The following is an 18,808-nucleotide window of genomic DNA, read 5'->3' as shown; positions in this document are numbered from 1 at the left end:
ACGCTTGATGATAAAGCTGATAGCCCAAGATCTAGAGATGCGTTTTAGTGAACGCCTGTTATTTCGCACCCGGCAACTGGAGTTTTGCCAGGGCGAGGTCATCTATCTGCAAGGTGACAATGGCTGCGGCAAAACCACTCTGATGAAGCTGCTGGCCGGTTTACTCAAACCCAGTGCCGGTACCATCTATACCCAAGGATTTCCGCCTGCGCCCTGGTGGCGACGCGATACCTTGCTCGGCAAGGCTATTTACCTGCATCAACACCCGTACCTGTTTGAAGGCAATGTCAGCTACAATCTGCAACTGGCGCAGAAATACAGCAGCCTGGATAAGGCCGAACAGCACACTAGGATGCAAAGCGCGATAGAACATGCCCAGTTGGGGAAGCTGCTCAAGACCAACGCCTCAACTCTGTCCGGCGGTGAACGGCAACGGCTGGCACTGGCCAGAGCCTGGCTGTTGAAACCCAAGTTACTCATGCTCGATGAACCCATATCCAATATGGACCGGGCATCGCAGCAAACCGTTTTTGCTATGATTGCCGAATTAAAGCAACAAGGCACAGGACTGCTTATCAGTAGCCACCAGCACTCAGAACTAACGGCACTTTGTCATCAACATTGGCATATCGAATCACAACAACTGACAACCTCAGCCAATTTGACTCTGGCCACGGAAGAACTGCAGGAGAACAACTATGTCGCAGCGCATTGATGCGGTGATACTCGCCGGAGGCATGGCCAGGCGTATGGGCGGAGAAGACAAAGGCCTGGTGGACCTGCTGGGGCGCCCCATGATTGCCCATGTTATCGACAGGGTAAAACCTCAGGTGAATCAGATCCTGATCAACGCCAACCGCAATCAAACACGTTATGCTGAGTTCGGTTTTCCTGTCATTGCCGACCTGGAACAGGGTTATCCCGGGCCGTTGGCGGGAATGATCAGCGCCCTGGATAAGACAGATGCCGATCTGCTGTTGGTGGTGCCCTGCGACTGCCCTTTGCTGCCCAAAGACCTGGTCGAGCGTATGGCGCAAAAGCTGCAGGCGTCAGAGGCGGATCTCGCCGTGGCATCCGACGGTGAGCGGGAGCAGCCGGTGGTTATGCTGCTCAAACCAACGGTGAGGGATTCGATGCAGGCCTTTCTCGATTCTGGCAGGCGCCGTATCGATCTCTGGTACAGTGAACACCCGGTAGTGGTTGAATCATTCGCCGATCAACCCAGCGCCTTTATTAACGTCAATACCAACGAACAAAAACAACAACTCGCGGCGGAAATATCCCAAGCTTAAGAGGTTTTTATGAGCACTGTCTTTACCAATCCCCTGTCCATTCCCGTGTTGGGCTTCTGTGCCTACAGCGGCACAGGCAAGACCACACTGTTGAAGCAGTTGATCCCTGAGCTGAATCGTCGTGGTTTGAGACTGGCAGTGATCAAACACGCCCATCACAACTTTGATATTGATGAGCCGGGCAAAGATAGCTATGAAATGCGCAAGGCCGGCGCCAGACAGATGTTGGTGGCCTCCCATGTGCGTTGGGCCTTGATGACGGAAGATCCGCTGGACAGAGATCCGGACCTGCTGCATCTACTCGGCCAGTTGGAACAGGACAAGGCCGATCTGGTGTTGGTGGAAGGCTTCAAAAAACTGGCGCTGCCCAAAATTGAATTACACCGAGCCGCCCATGGCAAACCCTTTATCCATACCGAGGATCCCAATATCCTCGCAATCGCCTGCTGTGATGAAACCAAGCTGCCGGGAGAGATCCGCCGCCTGGATCTCAACAATGTGGCGCAAATTGCTGATTTTGTGCAGCAGTATGTTCGCGATTATCGCCCCGAATCCAAGCCCTCTGCAGCAAGAGCCCTGCCCTTAAGCGCCTGTGAGCTCGGCAGTGAACAGAATCTGTCGGTACGTCAGGGCATCGACCATATTCTGGAGCAAGTCAAACCCGTCACAGAGACGGAACTGTTGACGCTCGATGAAACCGACAATCGTATTCTGGCCCAGGATGCCATATCACCGGTGAACGTACCGCAGCAGACCAACTCGGCAATGGATGGTTACGCCTTCGCGTTTCAAGATAACATGTCACAATCCTTTGAACTGAAAGGAGAAGTGCTGGCCGGTCATCAATATTCTGGCCAGCTGCAGCCGGGTGAAGCGGTACGAATTATGACGGGTGCGCCGGTTCCTCTGGGTGCAGATACCATTCAACCCAGAGAGCTTGCCACCGAAACCGATGGCAAGGTCAGCTTCAGTGGCAAGATTTACCGCGGCCAGCACGTTCGTCTGGCGGGTGAAGATATAGCCCAAGGTGCCGTTGCCCTCGGCAGTGGTACTCGTTTGGGCGCTGCCGAGCAAGGCCTGCTGGCTTCGCTGGGACTGTTTGAGATGCCCCTCAAGCGCCGCCCCAGAATTGCCGTATTCTCCACCGGCGATGAAGTCAGCCAACCCGGCACAGAGCTCAAGGCCAACTGCATCTACGACTCCAACCGCTATACCATCAAGGCAATGGCCAAGCGCCTGGGCTGTGAAGTGCTGGACTTGGGTATCATCGAAGACTCGGAAGCGGTTCTGAGCCAAACATTGAGCCAGGCGGCGACTCAGGCCGATGTGATCATCAGCTCGGGCGGGGTGTCTGTCGGTAATGCCGATTATATCAAGACAGTGCTGGCCAAGCTGGGGGAAATCAACTTCTGGCGCATCAATATGCGCCCGGGACGCCCATTGGCGTTCGGTAAGATAGACCAAACATTGTTCTTCGGCTTGCCCGGCAATCCTGTGGCCGTGATGGTCTCTTTCCTGATGTTTGTTCAACCGGCATTGCGTAAACTGGCCGGCGAACCAAGCTGGCAGCCAAGACTATTGCCGGCGATTGCCGATGAAGCCATGCGCAGCCGCAGCGGCCGCACCGAATTCAGCCGCGGCATCATGACCCTGGGAGATGACGGCCAATTGCACGTACGCACGACCGGTGCCCAGGGCTCAGGCATGCTCAGCTCCATGGTCAAGGCCAACTGTTTGGTGATTATCGGCGAGGCAGATGAACGCATAGAGGCGGGTGAAATCGTCTATGTACACCCGTTTGCAGACCTGCTCTGAGCCTGCCCTTGAACAGCCTGAGTGACGGCTTTGGCCGCAAAATAGAATATCTGCGCCTCTCCATTACCGACAGGTGTGATTTTCGCTGCATCTATTGCATGAGTGAAGATCCCTGTTTTCTGGAGCGGGAACAGGTATTGAGCCTGGAGGAGCAGGCCTTTATCGGCCGCGCCTTTACCGAGCTTGGTGTCAGCAAGATACGCCTCACCGGCGGCGAACCCTTGGTACGCAGCGATTGTGACCGCTTGGTGGCGCAGCTGGCGGCACTACCCGGGCTCAAGGATCTTTCCATGACTAGCAACGGCTCCAGGCTGGCTAAGCTGGCTCCAGCGCTGAAAGCTGCCGGCTTGAACCGCCTCAATATCAGCCTGGATACCCTAAAGAGCGAACTCTTCACCACCCTGACCCGCAACGGCAAGCTAGAGCGGGTGCTCAAGGGCATAGATGCTGCCAAGGCGGCCGGCTTTGACAGGATCAAGATCAACGCCGTGATCCTCAAGGGACGCAACGAAAACGAAATTATCGATCTGCTGGAATATTGCCGTCAAAAGCAGCTGGACATCGCCTTTATCGAAGAGATGCCTCTGGGTGTGATGGAAGAGCGTTCTCTGCCAAGGCACATGAGCAGCAGTGATGTCAGGGAAATTATCAATCAACGCTGGCCACTGAGTTTGTCATCCAAGCGTACCGGTGGCCCGGCACGTTACTACAGCATGGCCGACAGCCCTATCCATATAGGTTTTATTTCACCCCACAGCCATAACTTTTGCCATGAGTGCAACCGGGTCAGAGTCACGGCCGAAGGCCGCTTGCTGCTGTGCCTGGGGAATGAACACTCGCTGGATCTGAAGCAGATCATCCGCAGCCATCCTGGTGATATAGACGTATTGAAGCAGGCTATCTTCGAGGCGATTCAGCGAAAGCCCAAAGAGCATCACTTCGACGATCCCAATCAGGTGCAGATCCTGAGGTTTATGAACAGCACAGGTGGCTGATACTTGCCACCGTGCTACACTGGCGATTCGACCTCAACCAAACATTCTTGCCCATGGCACTGACCCGCAAACAGTGGAATAACATCATTATTCTGGCCTCCATTCTGATGGTGTCGGTACTGACCTTGCTGGATAAACGCATGAACTCGGTGCCCGATACCCGCGAGCTGTTTGACAGCAATACTGAACTGCAGCAGCTGCAACTGGGCGGGATCTGGCTGGCACAGGCCGCCAATGGCCAATGGCAGTGTGATCCCAAGGTGCTCAATTGTGCCGACTGGAGTCAAGCCTGGCTCAGTATTCGGGTATCACCATTGGCAAGTAAACCAGAACTCACCCAAGATGAGCGGCCACGAGAGTTGCTGCTGAAAGTCAGCGGCGCTGCCGAGCCACAACTTTGGCTGTTCTATCCCCATCAGGGACTGCTTAAATCTGCCGCCGGGAACTGGTATCTTATTCCCCCCAGCCTCAGAAGTGGTGTTGTACCTCTGCTGAGTGTATCCACAAGCTGATAGAGCAGAGAGCCTTATGCCAGAATTGCCGGAAGTGGAAGTGACCCGCCTCGGGGTTGCGCCGTATCTTGTTGATCAGACCGTCAGTAACCTTATCGTTCGTAATCCTTCGCTGCGTTGGCCGGTACCCGAAACGGCCCGCAATATCATAGGACAGACCATCAGAGCCGTGCGCCGCCGCGCCAAATACCTGCTGCTGGATACAGATGCCGGTACCTGCATAGTGCATCTTGGGATGTCCGGCAGCCTGCGGATTTTGCCCCGTAGCACACCGGCGGAGAAACACGATCATATAGATCTGGAATTGGAAAACGGTCGGGTGCTGAGGTTCAACGATCCACGCAGATTCGGTGCCTGGCTCTGGTGCGAGTTGCCGGAAACGGCTCATCCGCTGCTGGCCAAACTGGGGCCCGAACCTTTAACGGATGCCTTCAATGTCGAGCAACTGCAAGCGGCGCTCAAGGGCAAGAAGAAGGCGATAAAACTCTGTCTGATGGACAATGCCATTGTGGTGGGTGTCGGTAATATCTATGCCAACGAAGCCCTGTTTGCCGCAGGGATCCACCCGCAGGCCGAGGCCGGTAAAGTGGATAAAGAGCGGCTGACAGTGCTGGTCGCCGAGATAAAGCTGATCCTGGCCCAGGCAATCAAGCAGGGGGGCACCACACTGAAAGACTTCACCAATGCCGAAGGTAAACCGGGTTACTTTGCCCAGAAGCTGCATGTCTATGGCCGCGGTGGGGAAACCTGTACCCAATGCGGCCATATGTTATCCGAAATACGCCTGGGACAGCGCACCACAGTGTTTTGCAGCCTGTGCCAGACACGCTGAAGCACAATCACTCCCGCATCCACTGTCCCGGGTGCGGCGTGTGGTAACTGACCATGGTCTTGGGGGCCTGACACTCGGGCAAACTCGCCGAAGCCCCAAGTAAATACCACTCCTCTCTGTGGGCCGTGCCCATGTTCTGGCCCTTGCTCATATCAAAGCAATCAAGCGTTATCCCTCCGGGAACCAGAAGATAGCGTTGTTTACCTTGTTGCAGCCACTGCCAGGCCCTGCGCTCCTGCTCGGCAGTGGAAGCCAGATAACTGAAGTGGGTAATACTCATGGGAGAAAACAGAATAAACTGCTCCTTAAAGCGGATCAGCCCAAGCTCGGCATCTTCACCTATAACCTCGGCCGTGTGCTGCATCAAGGCCTTGGGAGTACGTATTTCGTCGAGCAACAGATAGCCCCAGCTACTGACCAAGGCCCAACCAAGAATAGTCACCACGCCGGAGCGGAGCAGCGAAGGCTGTTTCCTTAACCACCAGAGCAAAATAAGCCAGGAGGAACCGAGCACCATAAACAGATAACCGATACCTGTGAGATCATCGGTATAATCAGCCAGTCTCTCGAGCAATTTGGGATGGTGCAGCAATGCCAGCACGCCCAGAGTCAGCAACAAGCCCCCCAACAACCACAGCAAGGCGGAAACCAGGCGCTCAAACCATAGACACAACTGTGCTCCCTGCAGTGCTGCGGCAATGGCCAGCGCGGCCATCGGCAGTGCCGGCAAAATATAGACATTACGCTTACCTGGGCTGATGCTGAAAAACACCACCACCAGCAAGACCCATAACAGCAAAACGGCAATGCCGGGGTCAGCCTTGATAGCCGCCCAGAGTCGCTTTCCGTAAGCCAATGCCAATAGGAGCAGCGGAAACCAGAGCCAGGGAATAACACTGAAAACAAAGAAATACCAGGGCTTGATATGATGCCAGGCGTTGACGTAACGCTCACCCGTCTGCTTAAACAGAATATTGTTCATATATGCCAGGTGTTCCGGGCTGGCAGATGCTTGAACCGTCAGCACCATGGGAACCAACCAGAGCGCAATTACGGCCAGCATAACAACCGGCCCCAATACTATTCGCCAGCGCCAACTCTCTCGCCACAAGCCCTTTTGCCAACTGTACCCCCCCAACGGCAACAACAGCAGCAAGGGCAGAAAACCAACCCCCTTGGTGATAACTCCCAGCCCCATAAAGCCCCAGGCGGCAAAATACCAGCCCCAACTGGGTCCCTTGAGGAAATGGCGCAGCAAGCCATAACACCCTAAAGTTATCCAGCACATCACCATGGCATCTATCTGGGCATTCTTGGCCTGCATCAAAAACTGCGGTACCAACATCAGTAGCAGAGCGGCGTTGCGCCCGGTGCGAACATTCCACAGCCTTGCGCCCAGATCGTAGACCAGCATCACGGTCAGCAAACCACACAGGGCATTGGGCAGTAAGAAAGCCAGCTTGAGGTCTCCAATCAAGGCGTAACAAAGTGCTATGGCCCACATGAAAACCGGCGGTTTGTCCGGATAGAATTCGCCACCACGGCTGGGAAACAACCACTGACCGCTGCTGACCATTTCTCTGGCGACTTCGACAAATCTAGGCTCGTCGGCAGGCCAGGGAGAGCGGAATCCTATTCCCAACAACATAATAAACAGAGTCAGCCAGAACAGTGCCCAAAACACTTTTGTGTAATCATCACTGTCAAAGTAGCTACGCAACCAATTCATCAAAGCCCCTGTTTATCTGTAACCAAATCATCCACCTGACGGCTCAGACGATTACGGTAAAGGTAAGTTCCTATGGCGCTGGAAAGCAGCAATAACACCAGGCTGATACCGAGTTGATACTGATCAGACAAGCCCAAGCCGGCTCCCGCATAGGCAAAGATCAGCATCTGCGGCAGGTAGCCGATGAAACTGCCGATTAAGAAACCGCCTGCAGGCACCCGGGTTGCCCCGGCGAAGAGATTGGTCAACAGGTTGCTGCCAACAGGTAACAGCCTGATCATTAAAACTTTAAGCCAGGTGCGATGAATGATCAGCCGTTCAAAACGTTGCAGCCGCGACCCAAAGCGCTTCTGTAGAAACTCGCGCACCGTCAAACGGGCACAATAAAAGCTGAGGAGACAACCCGCCAAGGCGGCAAAGGTAGAAAACAGGGCGCCCACAGCACCACCAAGCGCGAAGCCGAAAACAAATGCGATGATCTGCCTCGGGCCGCCCACAGCAGTAAACAGAGCGCCGACAGCAAACAGTAACGCCACTCCGGCAGGCCCTTGGCGGTGAATAAAGTTAGCGACCCAGTTACTGTCGGTGAGATGCTCAAACCAGCCGGCCTGAACGGCCAACATCAGCCCAAGCAAGACGGATATCAACAACAGCGTCTTTAGCAGGCGCTTCAGTTTAGTCCCGGCGGCTGTATTCAATGCTGTCTATCTCGGCAATTTTGGCCCGGCGAATCAACCACATCACCCCGAGGATATCGACGATTCCCACCCAGAGTCGATTCCAGGCGGTATATTTGGAAATACCGGCTTGTCTGTCTCTGTGATTAACCACAGAAATCCGCACATCACCGCCCATACGTCGGATAAGCGCCGGAATATACCTATGCATATGGTTGAAATAGGGGAGTTTCAGAAAACTGGCTCGCGGAAAGAGCTTAAGACCACAGCCGGTATCCGGAACGCCATCGTGCAATAAGGCATCGCGTACCCTGTTGGCAAAACGGGATTGAAAGCGTTTCCAAGCCGTATCTTTACGGTGCTTTCGATAACCAGCGATGCAAAAATCAGCACTGTTCATTTCCGGGATCAGCCGGATCATGGCGGGAATGTCGGCAGGATCATTTTGACCATCGGCATCCAGGGTCACTATATATTCCCCTTTGGCCTCGCGCACACCTGTGCAGATAGCCGTGCTCTGGCCTGTACTGCGTTTATGGCGAATAACTCTGGCATCACAGCTGTTTTGCTTTGCAGTTTTCAACACTTCGTCGGCAGTACTATCGCTGCTGCCATCATCTACAACCAGAATTTCAAAAGGGGTTGTCGTTGCCAAGGCCTGACAGATCTCATTAATGAGAGGGCCTATATTGCCGGCTTCGTCTTTGGCGGGTATTACGACTGAAATCAAAAATAAGCTCCCGGGTTCCAAACTTGGAACTGATTAAAAAACAACCTACACATGAAGTAGGTCTGGATGCAATATAGCTATAGTTTCTTAAGGCCAAATTACGTCAATGCCGTTTTTCACGCAATCATTCTGTTTAAACTTGGTAACATTTTCATTACAAGCATAAAAAAGCCGGCTAGGCCGGCTAAACTTGGTAACATCATTGTCTCGGGGATTAAAAAAGCCGGCTATACCGGCTTAGTTAAGTAGTTGTCACTCAGAACCTGTACTCATAACTACCAAACAAACTGGCATCGTTATCGTTATAAGTTTCAAACTCTGAACGGGAAGCTGTGCCACCAAAAGTCATCATCCCCTTCAGCAAGGGCATACGATAGCTGAGTTCCAACATCAGGAGGTCTTCCTTCGGTGGTTGAGGTGCCCACCCGTGCGAAGGTGACTTACCGTCTTTGTTGAGCTGAGCATAGCGCAGGTAGGCGTTAATACCATGGCTGTCGGCAAATTGGCCCACCAAGCCGAGAACGTAGACCTTAGCATCGCTGTCATAGGTAGAACCCAAGGAACGTTTGTAATAACGGGAACCACTCAAATAAGTGCTGTGCTCATAGAAACAGTTGAACACATTGGGATCTCCACCACAGGCAACCAGAGTATCCGTATACTCAAAGAACAGCTTATATTGCTGCTGCGCCAGGTTGAAGCGGGTATCGGCACCCACCAGCACGGCGCAGTCGGCAATCTGCCATGGCGCCGAACCGCTGGAGTCTTCACAGGTGCGCTCCAGATAGAGACCAAAAGGCACATTAAACAGGGTATCGGCATAACGAACGTCGAAACCTGCCATCTGGTTACCTATCTTGGTATTCATTGAAGGGTCGCAGTTCGGGTCACCATCTGCACACTCGGTTCCACCGGAAATAGCATCCCAGAATGAACCAAATCCACAATCCTGTCCCTCTCCACAGAATTGTGTGGTCCAGGAAAGGCCTATTTCCAACTGTTTGAAGGGCCTGACACTGCCGCGCATGTTCCACAGCAGGGTGTCCTCAACGGCTCTGTCGTCATTCATCCAACTGACACCTGCGGTCAGGGTCCAGGGACCAATCCAGGATAGCCAAGGGGTTTCAAAACCGGCAGCATTATTACGACTGAGCATGACTGACGGCATAGGGCGAGCATTGTTTGACTTGTGCAAAGCCGAATCAAACCCAGGGCCCCACCACTGCTGCACGGCACCCGCAGTCATTATCCAGTTGCCCAGCACCAGCGCCATGTAGGAGTCATCCAAACGGGCACTCTCATCATCCTGGGCGTCATAGGCGCCGGTTCCCGCAGCCTTGAAGGCAAAACGTTCTCCGACATATTCATATGAGGCGCTCAGTTGGCCCTTTTCACGGTAGTCAGAGCCAAAATGTTGAAACCGGGCGGCATCCGAGGCTGCCGTCGCCTTGATGACAGCGTTGCCACGATTTTCTATCGCCTGACGATAGTAAAAATTCACTCTGGAAAAAGCATCTGTCAGCGCAGGTGTGAGGGTTGCCGGCTCAACCTTGGCCAAATCGGCACCGATACCGGCCCACATCAAGGGGTAAGTATTAACGGGAACCGTGATCACCCCGGCATCAGCCAGCGCCTGAATATCGGCTCTCAAATAAATGTCTGAACTATCGACCCAAGGTGCCGCATGGCTCGCAGCGCTCATACCCAGGCCTGCGGCCAGCATCAGGCTCTTGTACAAAAGACTTCTCATTAACTTTAACTTCCTTGCTTTTTGACTCGGGCAACCAAAGCCTTGGCAACATCCGGATGAACAAACTGGCTGACATCGCCGCCATGCAGCGCGACCTCTTTAACCAGGGTAGATGAAATAAACGAGTTTTCTTCCGCCGGAGTCAAAAAGACACTCTCCAGTTCTGGGTGGAGCCGACGATTCATATTGGCTAATTGAAACTCATATTCGAAATCAGAAACCGCGCGCAGCCCACGAACCAGTACATTGGCGCCTTGTTTTTTGGCAAAATCGACCAGTAGCCCGGTAAAACCAACCACCTCCACATTATCCAGGTGCGCAGTCACCTCATTTAGCATGGCGACCCTTTCTTCCAAAGTGAAGCAAGGCTGCTTGGATGGACTGGCTGCCACGCCTATCACCAAGTGAGAAAACAGTGCCGCGGCACGTTGAATAAGATCCGCATGACCATTGGTAACGGGATCAAAAGTTCCGGGATAGATGGCGCGTGTGAGCATAAGGATACCGACGTAATATTACTCGAATACAGAGGCCAGATCCTAACCGCTCGCACTGCGTTTGTGAATACGTATTAGGCGCCCACATAACGGCTTACGGCTCAAGCTAACCCCTGTCAATCCTCTACGACCTGAGATCTACCCAACTTTTGTGCTTGGTAAAGTCCTTGTGGCCTTCTCTTTTGTAGAGAGTGGCTTGCCATTGGCGTTCAACGCATCTAACTGAAGGCGTGCCGGGGCCTGTCGAAGTCGGATAACACAGAGAACCGGTTGCTGTGTAAGCCAGAGTGCCACGAGGACTTGTTCGCACCTTCCCTAAGGCTTCCAAACACTGAAACCCTTTATGACTACATAAAATTGAGAGTGGTGTAACGAGCGAAATACTGAAATATAAGCCACTGAACCTATGACTTATTATTCATGAAAGTGCGAATAAGTCCTCGATGCTTCCTACTTGTACTACATCAAATAATGCCGAAATCCACTATAGATATAGTTAATCTGGAATAGCATTCGGCTATGGAGAATAATAAAAAATATTTCACCATGACAGAAAGCATTGAAACCCAATTACAGTATTTACACCCTTAAAAACAAGGTAAAAACCAAACCCCAAAAGACAACAAACAGTAAACATTAAGAGCAAAAAAACAACATCGTTATCTTATTAAAAACACCAAGACTTTATTCTAGATATAAATTTTGAATTAGTTGTCTTGGCTAACTAAAATGCCGTCTTCAGCAATATGTTTGGGTCAGGTCTGATGAGTAAGTTAAGAGTAGCACTTCTGGTTGATGAGTATTTTGGTGGAGCCAAAACAAAGTTTGGGGGATATGGTTTTCTTGCCCGTCATTTGATTGCCAAATATCTGCCCGGCGATGATATTGATGTCGAAGTGCTGCTAAAAAAAGACTGTGGTAAAGTCAGGCTCATTCCCAAATGCCATATGATAGACGGTATCAAAGTCTATAAATTGGCCGCCAGGGCTTTCGATTTTATTAACTATTTGTTCTTGAAAAAAAAGCAATATGATGTCTTCCTGTCTATTGAAATGACGACTCACTCATATCGTATATTCAGCAAGGCCCCTGGTAAAAACAAGAAGTTGCTGTTTTGGATTCAGGATCCACGTCCCACTTATGAATGGGATGAAATAAATACCGTCAAGCTGTTTCCAGAACCCTGCTATTGGGATCAACAAGTCTATGATTTTGTACATCAATACGCTAAGACGGGCAATATTCGTTTTATCAGTCAGGCCAGATGTTTAGACCAAAAAGCCAAAGACTTGTATCGCCTGCCGGCAGATACCGAGATTCAGTATCTGCCCAACCCTATTGAAATAGATGAAAATTTCGACCCGGATTATCATCAAAAACAAGACAATATTTTGTTCCTTGGCCGAATAGAATCAGTAAAACGCGGTTGGTTGTTTGCCGAAATTGCCCGAGCCATGCCGCAGTACCAATTCTACATGTTGGGGCAGGCACATAGACAGGCCGATGAGAACAACGCCGTGATGGCCAAGTATCAAGACATACCCAACCTGCACTTTGTCGGTCACGTTGAAGGCGAGCGTAAAAATCAGCTGTTGAAAGATGCCAAGCTGCTGGTCAATACCTCTATTCATGAAGCCTTGCCCGTGTCATTTCTCGAGGCCTTGTCATACGGAACCTTATTGGTCAGTTGTCAAAACCCGGATGAATTGACCAGTCGCTTCGGCATTTATACCGGCAAAGTTTTGGGGGATGGCTTCGACAAATTGCCGCTGTTCATCGAAGGGATTGAGCAGTTGCTGCAGAGTGAAGCCAAACGCCAGACTCTGGCCAAGGAAGCCATTGCCTACATCAAAAAAGTGCACCATCTGGACAAGTTCAAGCAAGATATGTCCAAAGAGATACGGGCACTTAAGTCCCAAAGCCGGCAAGTGCAAAGTCCGCATGCAACTGGCTCAGCCTGGCCTCGCACAGTACAATAAGGTTTTTATCCTATTGGGGCAGAGATGAAACGACTCATAGTCGACCTTGACGGCACCCTCACTCAAGGTGACAGCAAGGATTACAGCGCGGTGTCACCGCGCTTGGATGTGATAGCCAAATTGCGTGAATATCAGGCGCAGGGGTTTGACATTGTTATCTCCACCGCTCGCAATATGCGCACCTTTGAGGGGAATGTTGGCAAGATCAATATTCATACCCTGCCGGTGATCACCGCTTGGCTCGATAAGCACCAGGTTCCCTACGATGAAATTCTGGTGGGTAAGCCTTGGTGTGGTCATGAGGGTTTCTATATTGATGACCGGGCGATAAGACCATCAGAATTTGCCAAGTTGAGCCGGGAGCAGATAGAAGAGTTACTGGCGGACGACAAAGCATAGGGCCAAGCATGTATCTGATAACTTCTGCAGCACTCGTGGCATCTGAACTCCAGTCTGAATTCGGGCCACTGCCGCCCTGTTTTTTACCGGTAGGCAATAAACGGCTGTTTCACCATCAACTGGCCCTGCTTCCCGAGGGAGCGAGAGTGGTGATGACACTGCCAGAGGGTTTTATTCCAGGACCCTATGATACCCAGACATTGGCAGAAAAGCAGGTAGAACTCCTGTACCTGCCGACTCACTTGAGTCTGGGGGAGTCGATAGTCTATGCCCTCAATCTGCTGGAATTTGCCACAACCGAGCCCTTGTATGTGCTGCATGGAGACACCTTGTTCGATGCCCTGCCACAGACCCCGGATCTGCTCGGCCTGAGTCAAGTTGAAGACAACTATGATTGGGCCGAATTCAATCCGGATACCGGTATGCTCAATAAACACCATAGTGATCAGCCACCATCCAGTGAATTGATCGCCAATGGTTTTTTCAGTTTTTCTGCACCAAGAGCCCTGATCCGCCATATCACCCAATGCAAGTGGGACTTTATCGCCGGACTCAACGGCTATATTGCCGAAAAAGGCCTCACCCCCGAGCGCTTCGAGCATTGGTATGACTTCGGCCACAGTCATACTTACTATCAGTCCAAGAGCCGAATGACCACCCAGAGAGCCTTCAATGAGATGTCGATTCAGGGACAGGTGGTCAGTAAATACAGCCACAAAAAGCGTAAACTGGCTGCCGAGGCCAACTGGTACACTGAACTACCAGGGCCGCTGCGCAGTTATATCCCACAATTACTCGGCACCCAGGAAACCACAGAATCCTTTGGCTACAGCATAGAATATCTGCATCTGACGGCGCTCAACGAGCTGTATGTCTTCAGCCAACTGCCGGCTTTTGCCTGGCGTAAAATACTCAGAGCCTGCAGCCAGTTTATCAAGGATGCAGCCAGTCAAAAGGCGCAACCCAAGCCGACCCTGGATGGCTTGTTTATGGCCAAGACCCGCTCACGCCTCAAGGAGTTTGCCAAGCAAACGCCGCTGGATCTCCACCAGCCCATCGTTTTTAACGGCCAACTCAGGCCCAGCATCTATCAACTGGCCGAAGCGACTCAGGCGCAACTTCCTGGTGACAGTGGTCAACTCAATGTGCTGCACGGTGATTTTTGCTTCAGTAATATTCTCTACGACTTTCGCACCTGTAATATCAAGGTGATAGATCCTCGCGGCATAGACGGCGACGAGCAGCAAACTATATATGGCAACAGCCTCTACGACATCGCCAAACTGGCCCATTCTGTGATGGGACTGTACGACTCCATTATCGCCGGCTACTTTCGGGCGCAGCTCGACGGTCAAGCGCTCAACTTCGATATTGCGGTGACAGAGAGACGGGAACAGATCATGGCCGACTTCACCCAACTGATGGCCAGTGAATTCGGTGTCAGCGAAAGCCAACTCTACGCCATGCAGATCCAGCTATTTCTGTCCATGCTGCCACTGCACAATGACAGACCCGACAGACAATTGGGCTTTATCGGCAATGCCTATCGCCTGTATGATCGCCTGCAAAGCTGCACAGGAGCCCAATTATGATAGTCATCCCTATGGCCGGACTCAGTTCCCGTTTCTTCAAAGCCGGCTACCAGGAACCCAAGTATATGCTTCCGGCCCATGGCAAGCCTCTATTTGACCATGCGCTGCTAAGTTTCAGCCGCTATTTTGCGACCATGCCGTTTCTATTTATCGTGCGCGATGTCTATAACACTCCGGAGTTTGTTGAAAAGCGCTGCCGGCAACTGGGGATCAAGGATTACCGTATCGTCTCGCTCACGGAAGCGACTCGAGGACAGGCCGAAACCGTCTATTTGGGGTTAACGGATGTCGACCCGCAAACCCCGCTGACCATCTTCAATATCGATACTTTCCGCCCGGGCTTTAGCTTTCCTGCCATCACAGAGCATTGCGACGGCTATCTTGAAGTGTTCAAGGGTGAAGGCAGTAACTGGTCATACGCCAAACCTGCCGCTGTAGATTCGACGCTCGTCGTTGAAACGGCAGAAAAAAGGCCGATTTCCGATCTGTGCAGTACAGGTCTGTACTACTTTCGCCATGCCGCCGATTTTTGCGCAGCCTATACCCAGGAGGCCGCCAAGCCAGCCAGCGAGTGGCAAAAGCAGGAGTTGTATATAGCACCTTTATACAACTACCTGATAAGTCAGGGTAAGCAGATCCATTACCATCTGATTGAACGCGATGAAGTGATTTTTTGTGGTGTTCCTGAAGAATATCTATCCCTGCTGGCACAAGCCGATTAGCCAGGCTCCTTTCGACTACAATTCAGACGCTTAATTATGGCAATCAATTTCAGCGAAATCACAGTGGTAGTGCAAGGCCCGGTTCAAAGCTACCAGGAAAGGGCCCAGGAAACAGGCATTACCCATAAGTGTTTGCAAAGCATCAGAGAGTACCTGCCCGGAGCCAAGATTATTCTCTCCACCTGGGAGGGGCAAGATTGCAGTGGGCTGGAGCCGGATCTGCTGCTGCTCAATCAGGACCCGGGTGGCAACATAGTGGCCTATGATGCCGCCGGCAAACCGCAAAAACTCAACTTCAACCGCCAAATTGTCTCCTCCGCCGAAGGGCTTAAACGGGTAGAAACCCGCTATGCCGTCAAACTGCGCTCGGACAATTTCCTGACCGGCAAGGGTTTTGTGGCAGCCCAGGGCAAGTATCCCGTCCGCAAGGCCGCCGACAGCTATTTCCAGGAAAGAGTCGTAGTCAATACCAGCTACTTTCGGCGTTATGCCGAAGGGCAGAGAGTCGTCAGGCACCCGAGTGACTTTTTCCACTTTGGGCTCAAGGAAGATCTGTTGAAGATATGGGACCTGCCACTGTTTGCCGATCTCGAATACGACCCTTCGAGAAGCGGTCAGGCGCAATATCATGGCGCCCCTTTGACCTGCCCCCATGCAGAGCAGATTTATTGTGATATCTGGCTGAGACGCCTGGATCCAGCATGGCCCAAGCTGGAGCACAGGCACCATTTTGATGCCGCTATGGATGAGCAGTGGGATAGATTTATGGCTTCCAATCTGCTGGTGCTGGAGCCTGAGCAGATTGGGCTTGGTCTGATAAAGCGCTTTATCCCCAAGAGCAAGCGCCCCAACGAGATGAGTCATCTCGACTGGCAACTGCTCTACCAGCACTATTGTGACCCTAAGTTTCCGGCTTCCAAACTGGCCCTGTTCAGTACTCTGGGATGGCGACGCATGCTGAAAATGCCTTTCAGCTACCTCAAGTTCAGACTCGGTTAACGGGTTCCGGCAAATAGCCCTTGCACGCCAGAGAGCAGGCCGGGTTCGTTCGTACAATCCTAAATAAAAAGGGCCGAATCAGCCCTTTTTTAATCTTTGTTACTCTGAGTCCGGCCCGTTGAGTAATGCCAGATATTGCTCAGCAACCCGCTTGGCACCCACCTGCTGCAGTATCTCGGCCGTAGCACAGTCCGGATAATCATTCAGCGCCGCATCCATGGCCTTGGCCAGCGCAGCAGGTTCCCTACGGGGTACCAGATAACGGCTAAACTCCCCGGTTAAGATCTCTTTCGGGCCATGACGACAATCGCTGCTCACCACAGGGGTTCCCACTGCCAGTGATTCAATCAATACCGTTGGCAGGCCTTCATAGTCGGAACTGAGCACCAACAGACGGGCATTTTTGATCCAGGGGTAGGGGTTGGTCTGGAATCCCGGGATGATCACCCTGTCGCTGACCCCAAACTTATGCGCCGCCTTGAGTGCCTTCTTCTTGTTGTTACACAACAATACCAATGGCATAGGGTTTTTCATCTGCTTCATGGCAGCAAAGAGCACATCGTGGCGTTTCTGCCGGGCAAAACGGCCGACATGGATCATATAATCCCCTGTCGGCATATCTGCTGGCACTTGTTGTGACAAGGCCTGGATCTTGTCCAGCTCAAACGGATTGTAAATAGTCTGCACCGAAGCGGGCTTGATCCGGCCCACTTGCGTTATCTCCCCGGCGATCCCTTTGGAAACCGTCACCAATTTCTGGCCATTGAGCGCCTTCTTGGCCTTGAGCATACTCAGGTAGGCAAATGGCCCCAACTTGCGCTGCCTTTGCAACTCCTCTTCAATCGAGTTGTGCACTATGCAGTAGAGTGGCGCCACACAGGCGCGAGTCATCAACAGGTTGGTCTTGTCCAGATTGGAGAGAAACAACTCGAATGTGCCATATTGCTGCTGTAGTTGTGCAATCCAGCTCTGCACTCTGGCAACCGATGATTTCAGGCGCCAGAAACTGTCGATATTGCGCTCTTTGGCATCGAAACAGAAATGCACCGCCAGGGCGGCGGGCACTTCGTGGTGACAGTCATTATGCAGCACCAGCAGATGAGGCTCGTGTCCCATCTGCTTCAAGCTTGTGGCCAGCGTCAGCATTACTTTTTCGGCGCCGCCACCGGCGAGACTGTCTATGGCAATGGCGATTCTTCTGCCTGTCATGCTTGATTCTCCAGCAACGCCTTAAGCGCATCTATAGTGAGCTGTAGCCCGTTCATGTCCGGTTCTGCGGCCATGGCTTGTTGCAGCTTCTGGTCCATATCCGGCGACAACAGCGTCTGTACTGCCGAACTCATCTGTTCGGCCTCGGCCTGCAGCACCAACCCTTTGTCTGAACAGACACGAATTCGCGCAGGCTGATCTTTGGACACGGCAACGGCCAGGGTATTTTTACGCAGTGCTATGGCCTGCAGTAGGGTATCACCGCCACTGAGAACCGCCGCGCGCGAGGCCACCAGCAAATTAATAAAGTCGGCATTGGCCAACGAGGAAATAGCTATAACTCCGGGAGCCTGCGGTAAATCCTTGGGATAATTGGGGCCAAACACCATCACCACAGGGATCCCCGAGGCTTGGTAACAAGCCTCGGCGGCGGCAAAGAAGTAATCGGCTGCCAGCTTGTCATTGAGTTTATGGCCGCCGGAACCGGCGTTGAACAGCAAAAATTCGCCCTCATTCAAGCCATACTGTTGCAGCAAAGTCTGCTGCCGCGCTTCATCCGGCGGGGTAAATACAGGGCCGATACACACAGGTTCCGGCTTACCAATGAGCTTTAGCTTGATACTTTCCCAGGCGCTGATAGGGCCGATAACAAACTCAGGCTGTACGACCAAGTGGCTGTCTGTGACCCTGGCGCGACCTATTTTCATACCCCGGCTGCGCTTGCGCTTGTGCTGGCTGAAGAAGATCACCTTGGCACCCAAGTTGTGGGCATGGCTCAGTTGTGACTTACGGCCTGAGGCGTCAAACAGCACCACATCGGGAGCAAACTCATCCATGATGCCGTTGACCGCCTTGACCTCCTTGGTGGGCGTCCGGGCCAGCAAATCTGCCGGATAGGGACAGGTCTTGGCGTAGGGAGCTTCCCGGCTGAGAACAAAGCGAATATCCGCCTGTGGCCAAACCCGCTTCACTTCATCGGCGATGATCAAGGAGCGCATATACTCACCCATGCCTTCGGCAGAAGACACGGGCACAAACAAAAACTTTACTGCGGATTGGGCTGTCATAGGCTTATTCAT

At 52.3% G+C, this 18,808-nt stretch carries 18 protein-coding genes; 11 read left to right on the top strand and 7 right to left on the bottom strand.

Annotated elements, in window-relative coordinates; genetic code table 11:
• The first annotated feature begins 7 nt into the window (after positions 1-7).
• Genes HCX89_RS06865 through mutM form a run of 6 tightly spaced genes read left to right on the top strand, consistent with a single transcriptional unit; the run spans position 8 to position 5,446 of the window.
• Positions 8-715 carry an ATP-binding cassette domain-containing protein gene (locus tag HCX89_RS06865; protein ID WP_167715464.1) on the top strand — a complete coding sequence of 236 codons (708 nt, stop codon included), beginning with the start codon at positions 8-10 and terminating at the stop codon, positions 713-715.
• A complete protein-coding gene (gene mobA, locus HCX89_RS06860) occupies positions 699-1,292 on the top strand; it encodes a molybdenum cofactor guanylyltransferase MobA (protein ID WP_025009084.1) in 594 nt (197 codons plus the stop codon). The genes HCX89_RS06865 and mobA overlap by 17 nt, the downstream gene beginning before the upstream one ends.
• Positions 1,293-1,301: 9 nt before the next feature.
• On the top strand, positions 1,302-3,107 hold the full coding sequence (locus HCX89_RS06855; protein ID WP_167715462.1) for a bifunctional molybdopterin-guanine dinucleotide biosynthesis adaptor protein MobB/molybdopterin molybdotransferase MoeA: 1,806 nt from the start codon (positions 1,302-1,304) through the stop codon (positions 3,105-3,107).
• 8 nt (positions 3,108-3,115) lie between these two features.
• Positions 3,116-4,102 carry a GTP 3',8-cyclase MoaA gene (gene moaA, locus HCX89_RS06850; RefSeq protein WP_167715461.1) on the top strand — a complete coding sequence of 329 codons (987 nt, stop codon included), beginning with the start codon at positions 3,116-3,118 and terminating at the stop codon, positions 4,100-4,102.
• 53 nt (positions 4,103-4,155) lie between these two features.
• Positions 4,156-4,614 carry a hypothetical protein gene (locus tag HCX89_RS06845; protein ID WP_025009083.1) on the top strand — a complete coding sequence of 153 codons (459 nt, stop codon included), beginning with the start codon at positions 4,156-4,158 and terminating at the stop codon, positions 4,612-4,614.
• Between the two features lie 16 nt (positions 4,615-4,630).
• The gene (mutM, locus tag HCX89_RS06840) at positions 4,631-5,446 is read left to right on the top strand and encodes a bifunctional DNA-formamidopyrimidine glycosylase/DNA-(apurinic or apyrimidinic site) lyase (RefSeq protein WP_025889008.1); all 816 of its coding nucleotides are present in this window, start codon (positions 4,631-4,633) and stop codon (positions 5,444-5,446) included.
• Positions 5,447-5,453: 7 nt separating this feature from the next.
• On the opposite strand, the gene HCX89_RS06835 is transcribed toward mutM, so the two are convergent.
• The 5 genes from HCX89_RS06835 to coaD all read right to left on the bottom strand — a co-directional run bounded on the left by HCX89_RS06835 (position 5,454) and on the right by coaD (position 10,829).
• Positions 5,454-7,175 (bottom strand): glycosyltransferase family 39 protein, encoded by a 1,722-nt coding sequence (locus HCX89_RS06835; protein WP_167715459.1) that lies wholly within the window; start codon positions 7,173-7,175, stop codon positions 5,454-5,456.
• Complete coding sequence (locus HCX89_RS06830) at positions 7,175-7,849, bottom strand: TVP38/TMEM64 family protein (protein ID WP_096142240.1); 675 nt, start codon at positions 7,847-7,849, stop codon at positions 7,175-7,177. Before HCX89_RS06830 ends, HCX89_RS06835 begins: the two co-directional genes overlap by 1 nt.
• Before the next feature lies 1 nt (position 7,850).
• A complete protein-coding gene (locus tag HCX89_RS06825; protein ID WP_096142215.1) occupies positions 7,851-8,582 on the bottom strand; it encodes a glycosyltransferase family 2 protein in 732 nt (243 codons plus the stop codon).
• 256 nt (positions 8,583-8,838) lie between these two features.
• Positions 8,839-10,332: a capsule assembly Wzi family protein gene (locus HCX89_RS06820; RefSeq protein WP_107352594.1), complete on the bottom strand. Its 1,494-nt coding sequence runs from the start codon at positions 10,330-10,332 to the stop codon at positions 8,839-8,841.
• A gap of 5 nt (positions 10,333-10,337) precedes the next feature.
• A complete protein-coding gene (gene coaD / locus HCX89_RS06815) occupies positions 10,338-10,829 on the bottom strand; it encodes a pantetheine-phosphate adenylyltransferase (RefSeq protein WP_054744224.1) in 492 nt (163 codons plus the stop codon).
• Positions 10,830-11,593: 764 nt separating this feature from the next.
• Here coaD and HCX89_RS06810 point away from each other — a divergent pair.
• Genes HCX89_RS06810 through HCX89_RS06790 form a run of 5 tightly spaced genes read left to right on the top strand, consistent with a single transcriptional unit; the run spans position 11,594 to position 16,520 of the window.
• Positions 11,594-12,808, top strand: a complete 1,215-nt coding sequence (locus HCX89_RS06810; RefSeq protein WP_044736041.1) for a glycosyltransferase family 4 protein — start codon at positions 11,594-11,596, stop codon at positions 12,806-12,808.
• Between the two features lie 24 nt (positions 12,809-12,832).
• Positions 12,833-13,207: an HAD hydrolase family protein gene (locus tag HCX89_RS06805; protein WP_025888998.1), complete on the top strand. Its 375-nt coding sequence runs from the start codon at positions 12,833-12,835 to the stop codon at positions 13,205-13,207.
• An 8-nt stretch (positions 13,208-13,215) separates the two neighbouring features.
• Positions 13,216-14,799 (top strand): phosphotransferase, encoded by a 1,584-nt coding sequence (locus HCX89_RS06800; RefSeq protein ID WP_044735572.1) that lies wholly within the window; start codon positions 13,216-13,218, stop codon positions 14,797-14,799.
• Positions 14,796-15,521: a glycosyltransferase family 2 protein gene (locus HCX89_RS06795; RefSeq protein ID WP_167715457.1), complete on the top strand. Its 726-nt coding sequence runs from the start codon at positions 14,796-14,798 to the stop codon at positions 15,519-15,521. Before HCX89_RS06800 ends, HCX89_RS06795 begins: the two co-directional genes overlap by 4 nt.
• A 36-nt stretch (positions 15,522-15,557) precedes the next feature.
• A complete protein-coding gene (locus tag HCX89_RS06790; RefSeq protein WP_167715455.1) occupies positions 15,558-16,520 on the top strand; it encodes a WavE lipopolysaccharide synthesis family protein in 963 nt (320 codons plus the stop codon).
• Between the two features lie 99 nt (positions 16,521-16,619).
• On the opposite strand, the gene HCX89_RS06785 is transcribed toward HCX89_RS06790, so the two are convergent.
• Both HCX89_RS06785 and HCX89_RS06780 read right to left on the bottom strand, forming a co-directional pair.
• Positions 16,620-17,729: a glycosyltransferase gene (locus tag HCX89_RS06785; protein ID WP_093981680.1), complete on the bottom strand. Its 1,110-nt coding sequence runs from the start codon at positions 17,727-17,729 to the stop codon at positions 16,620-16,622.
• Positions 17,726-18,796, bottom strand: a complete 1,071-nt coding sequence (locus HCX89_RS06780) for a hypothetical protein (protein ID WP_167715453.1) — start codon at positions 18,794-18,796, stop codon at positions 17,726-17,728. The genes HCX89_RS06785 and HCX89_RS06780 overlap by 4 nt, the downstream gene beginning before the upstream one ends.
• Positions 18,797-18,808: the final 12 nt, after the last annotated feature.

The sequence above is a fragment of the Shewanella sp. Iso12 genome, from assembly GCF_012030025.1.
GTDB classification, from domain to species: Bacteria; Pseudomonadota; Gammaproteobacteria; order Enterobacterales; family Shewanellaceae; genus Shewanella; species Shewanella algae.
The sequence above is the reverse complement of the archived record's forward strand: the minus strand, read 5'-3'. Positions and strand labels throughout refer to the sequence as shown.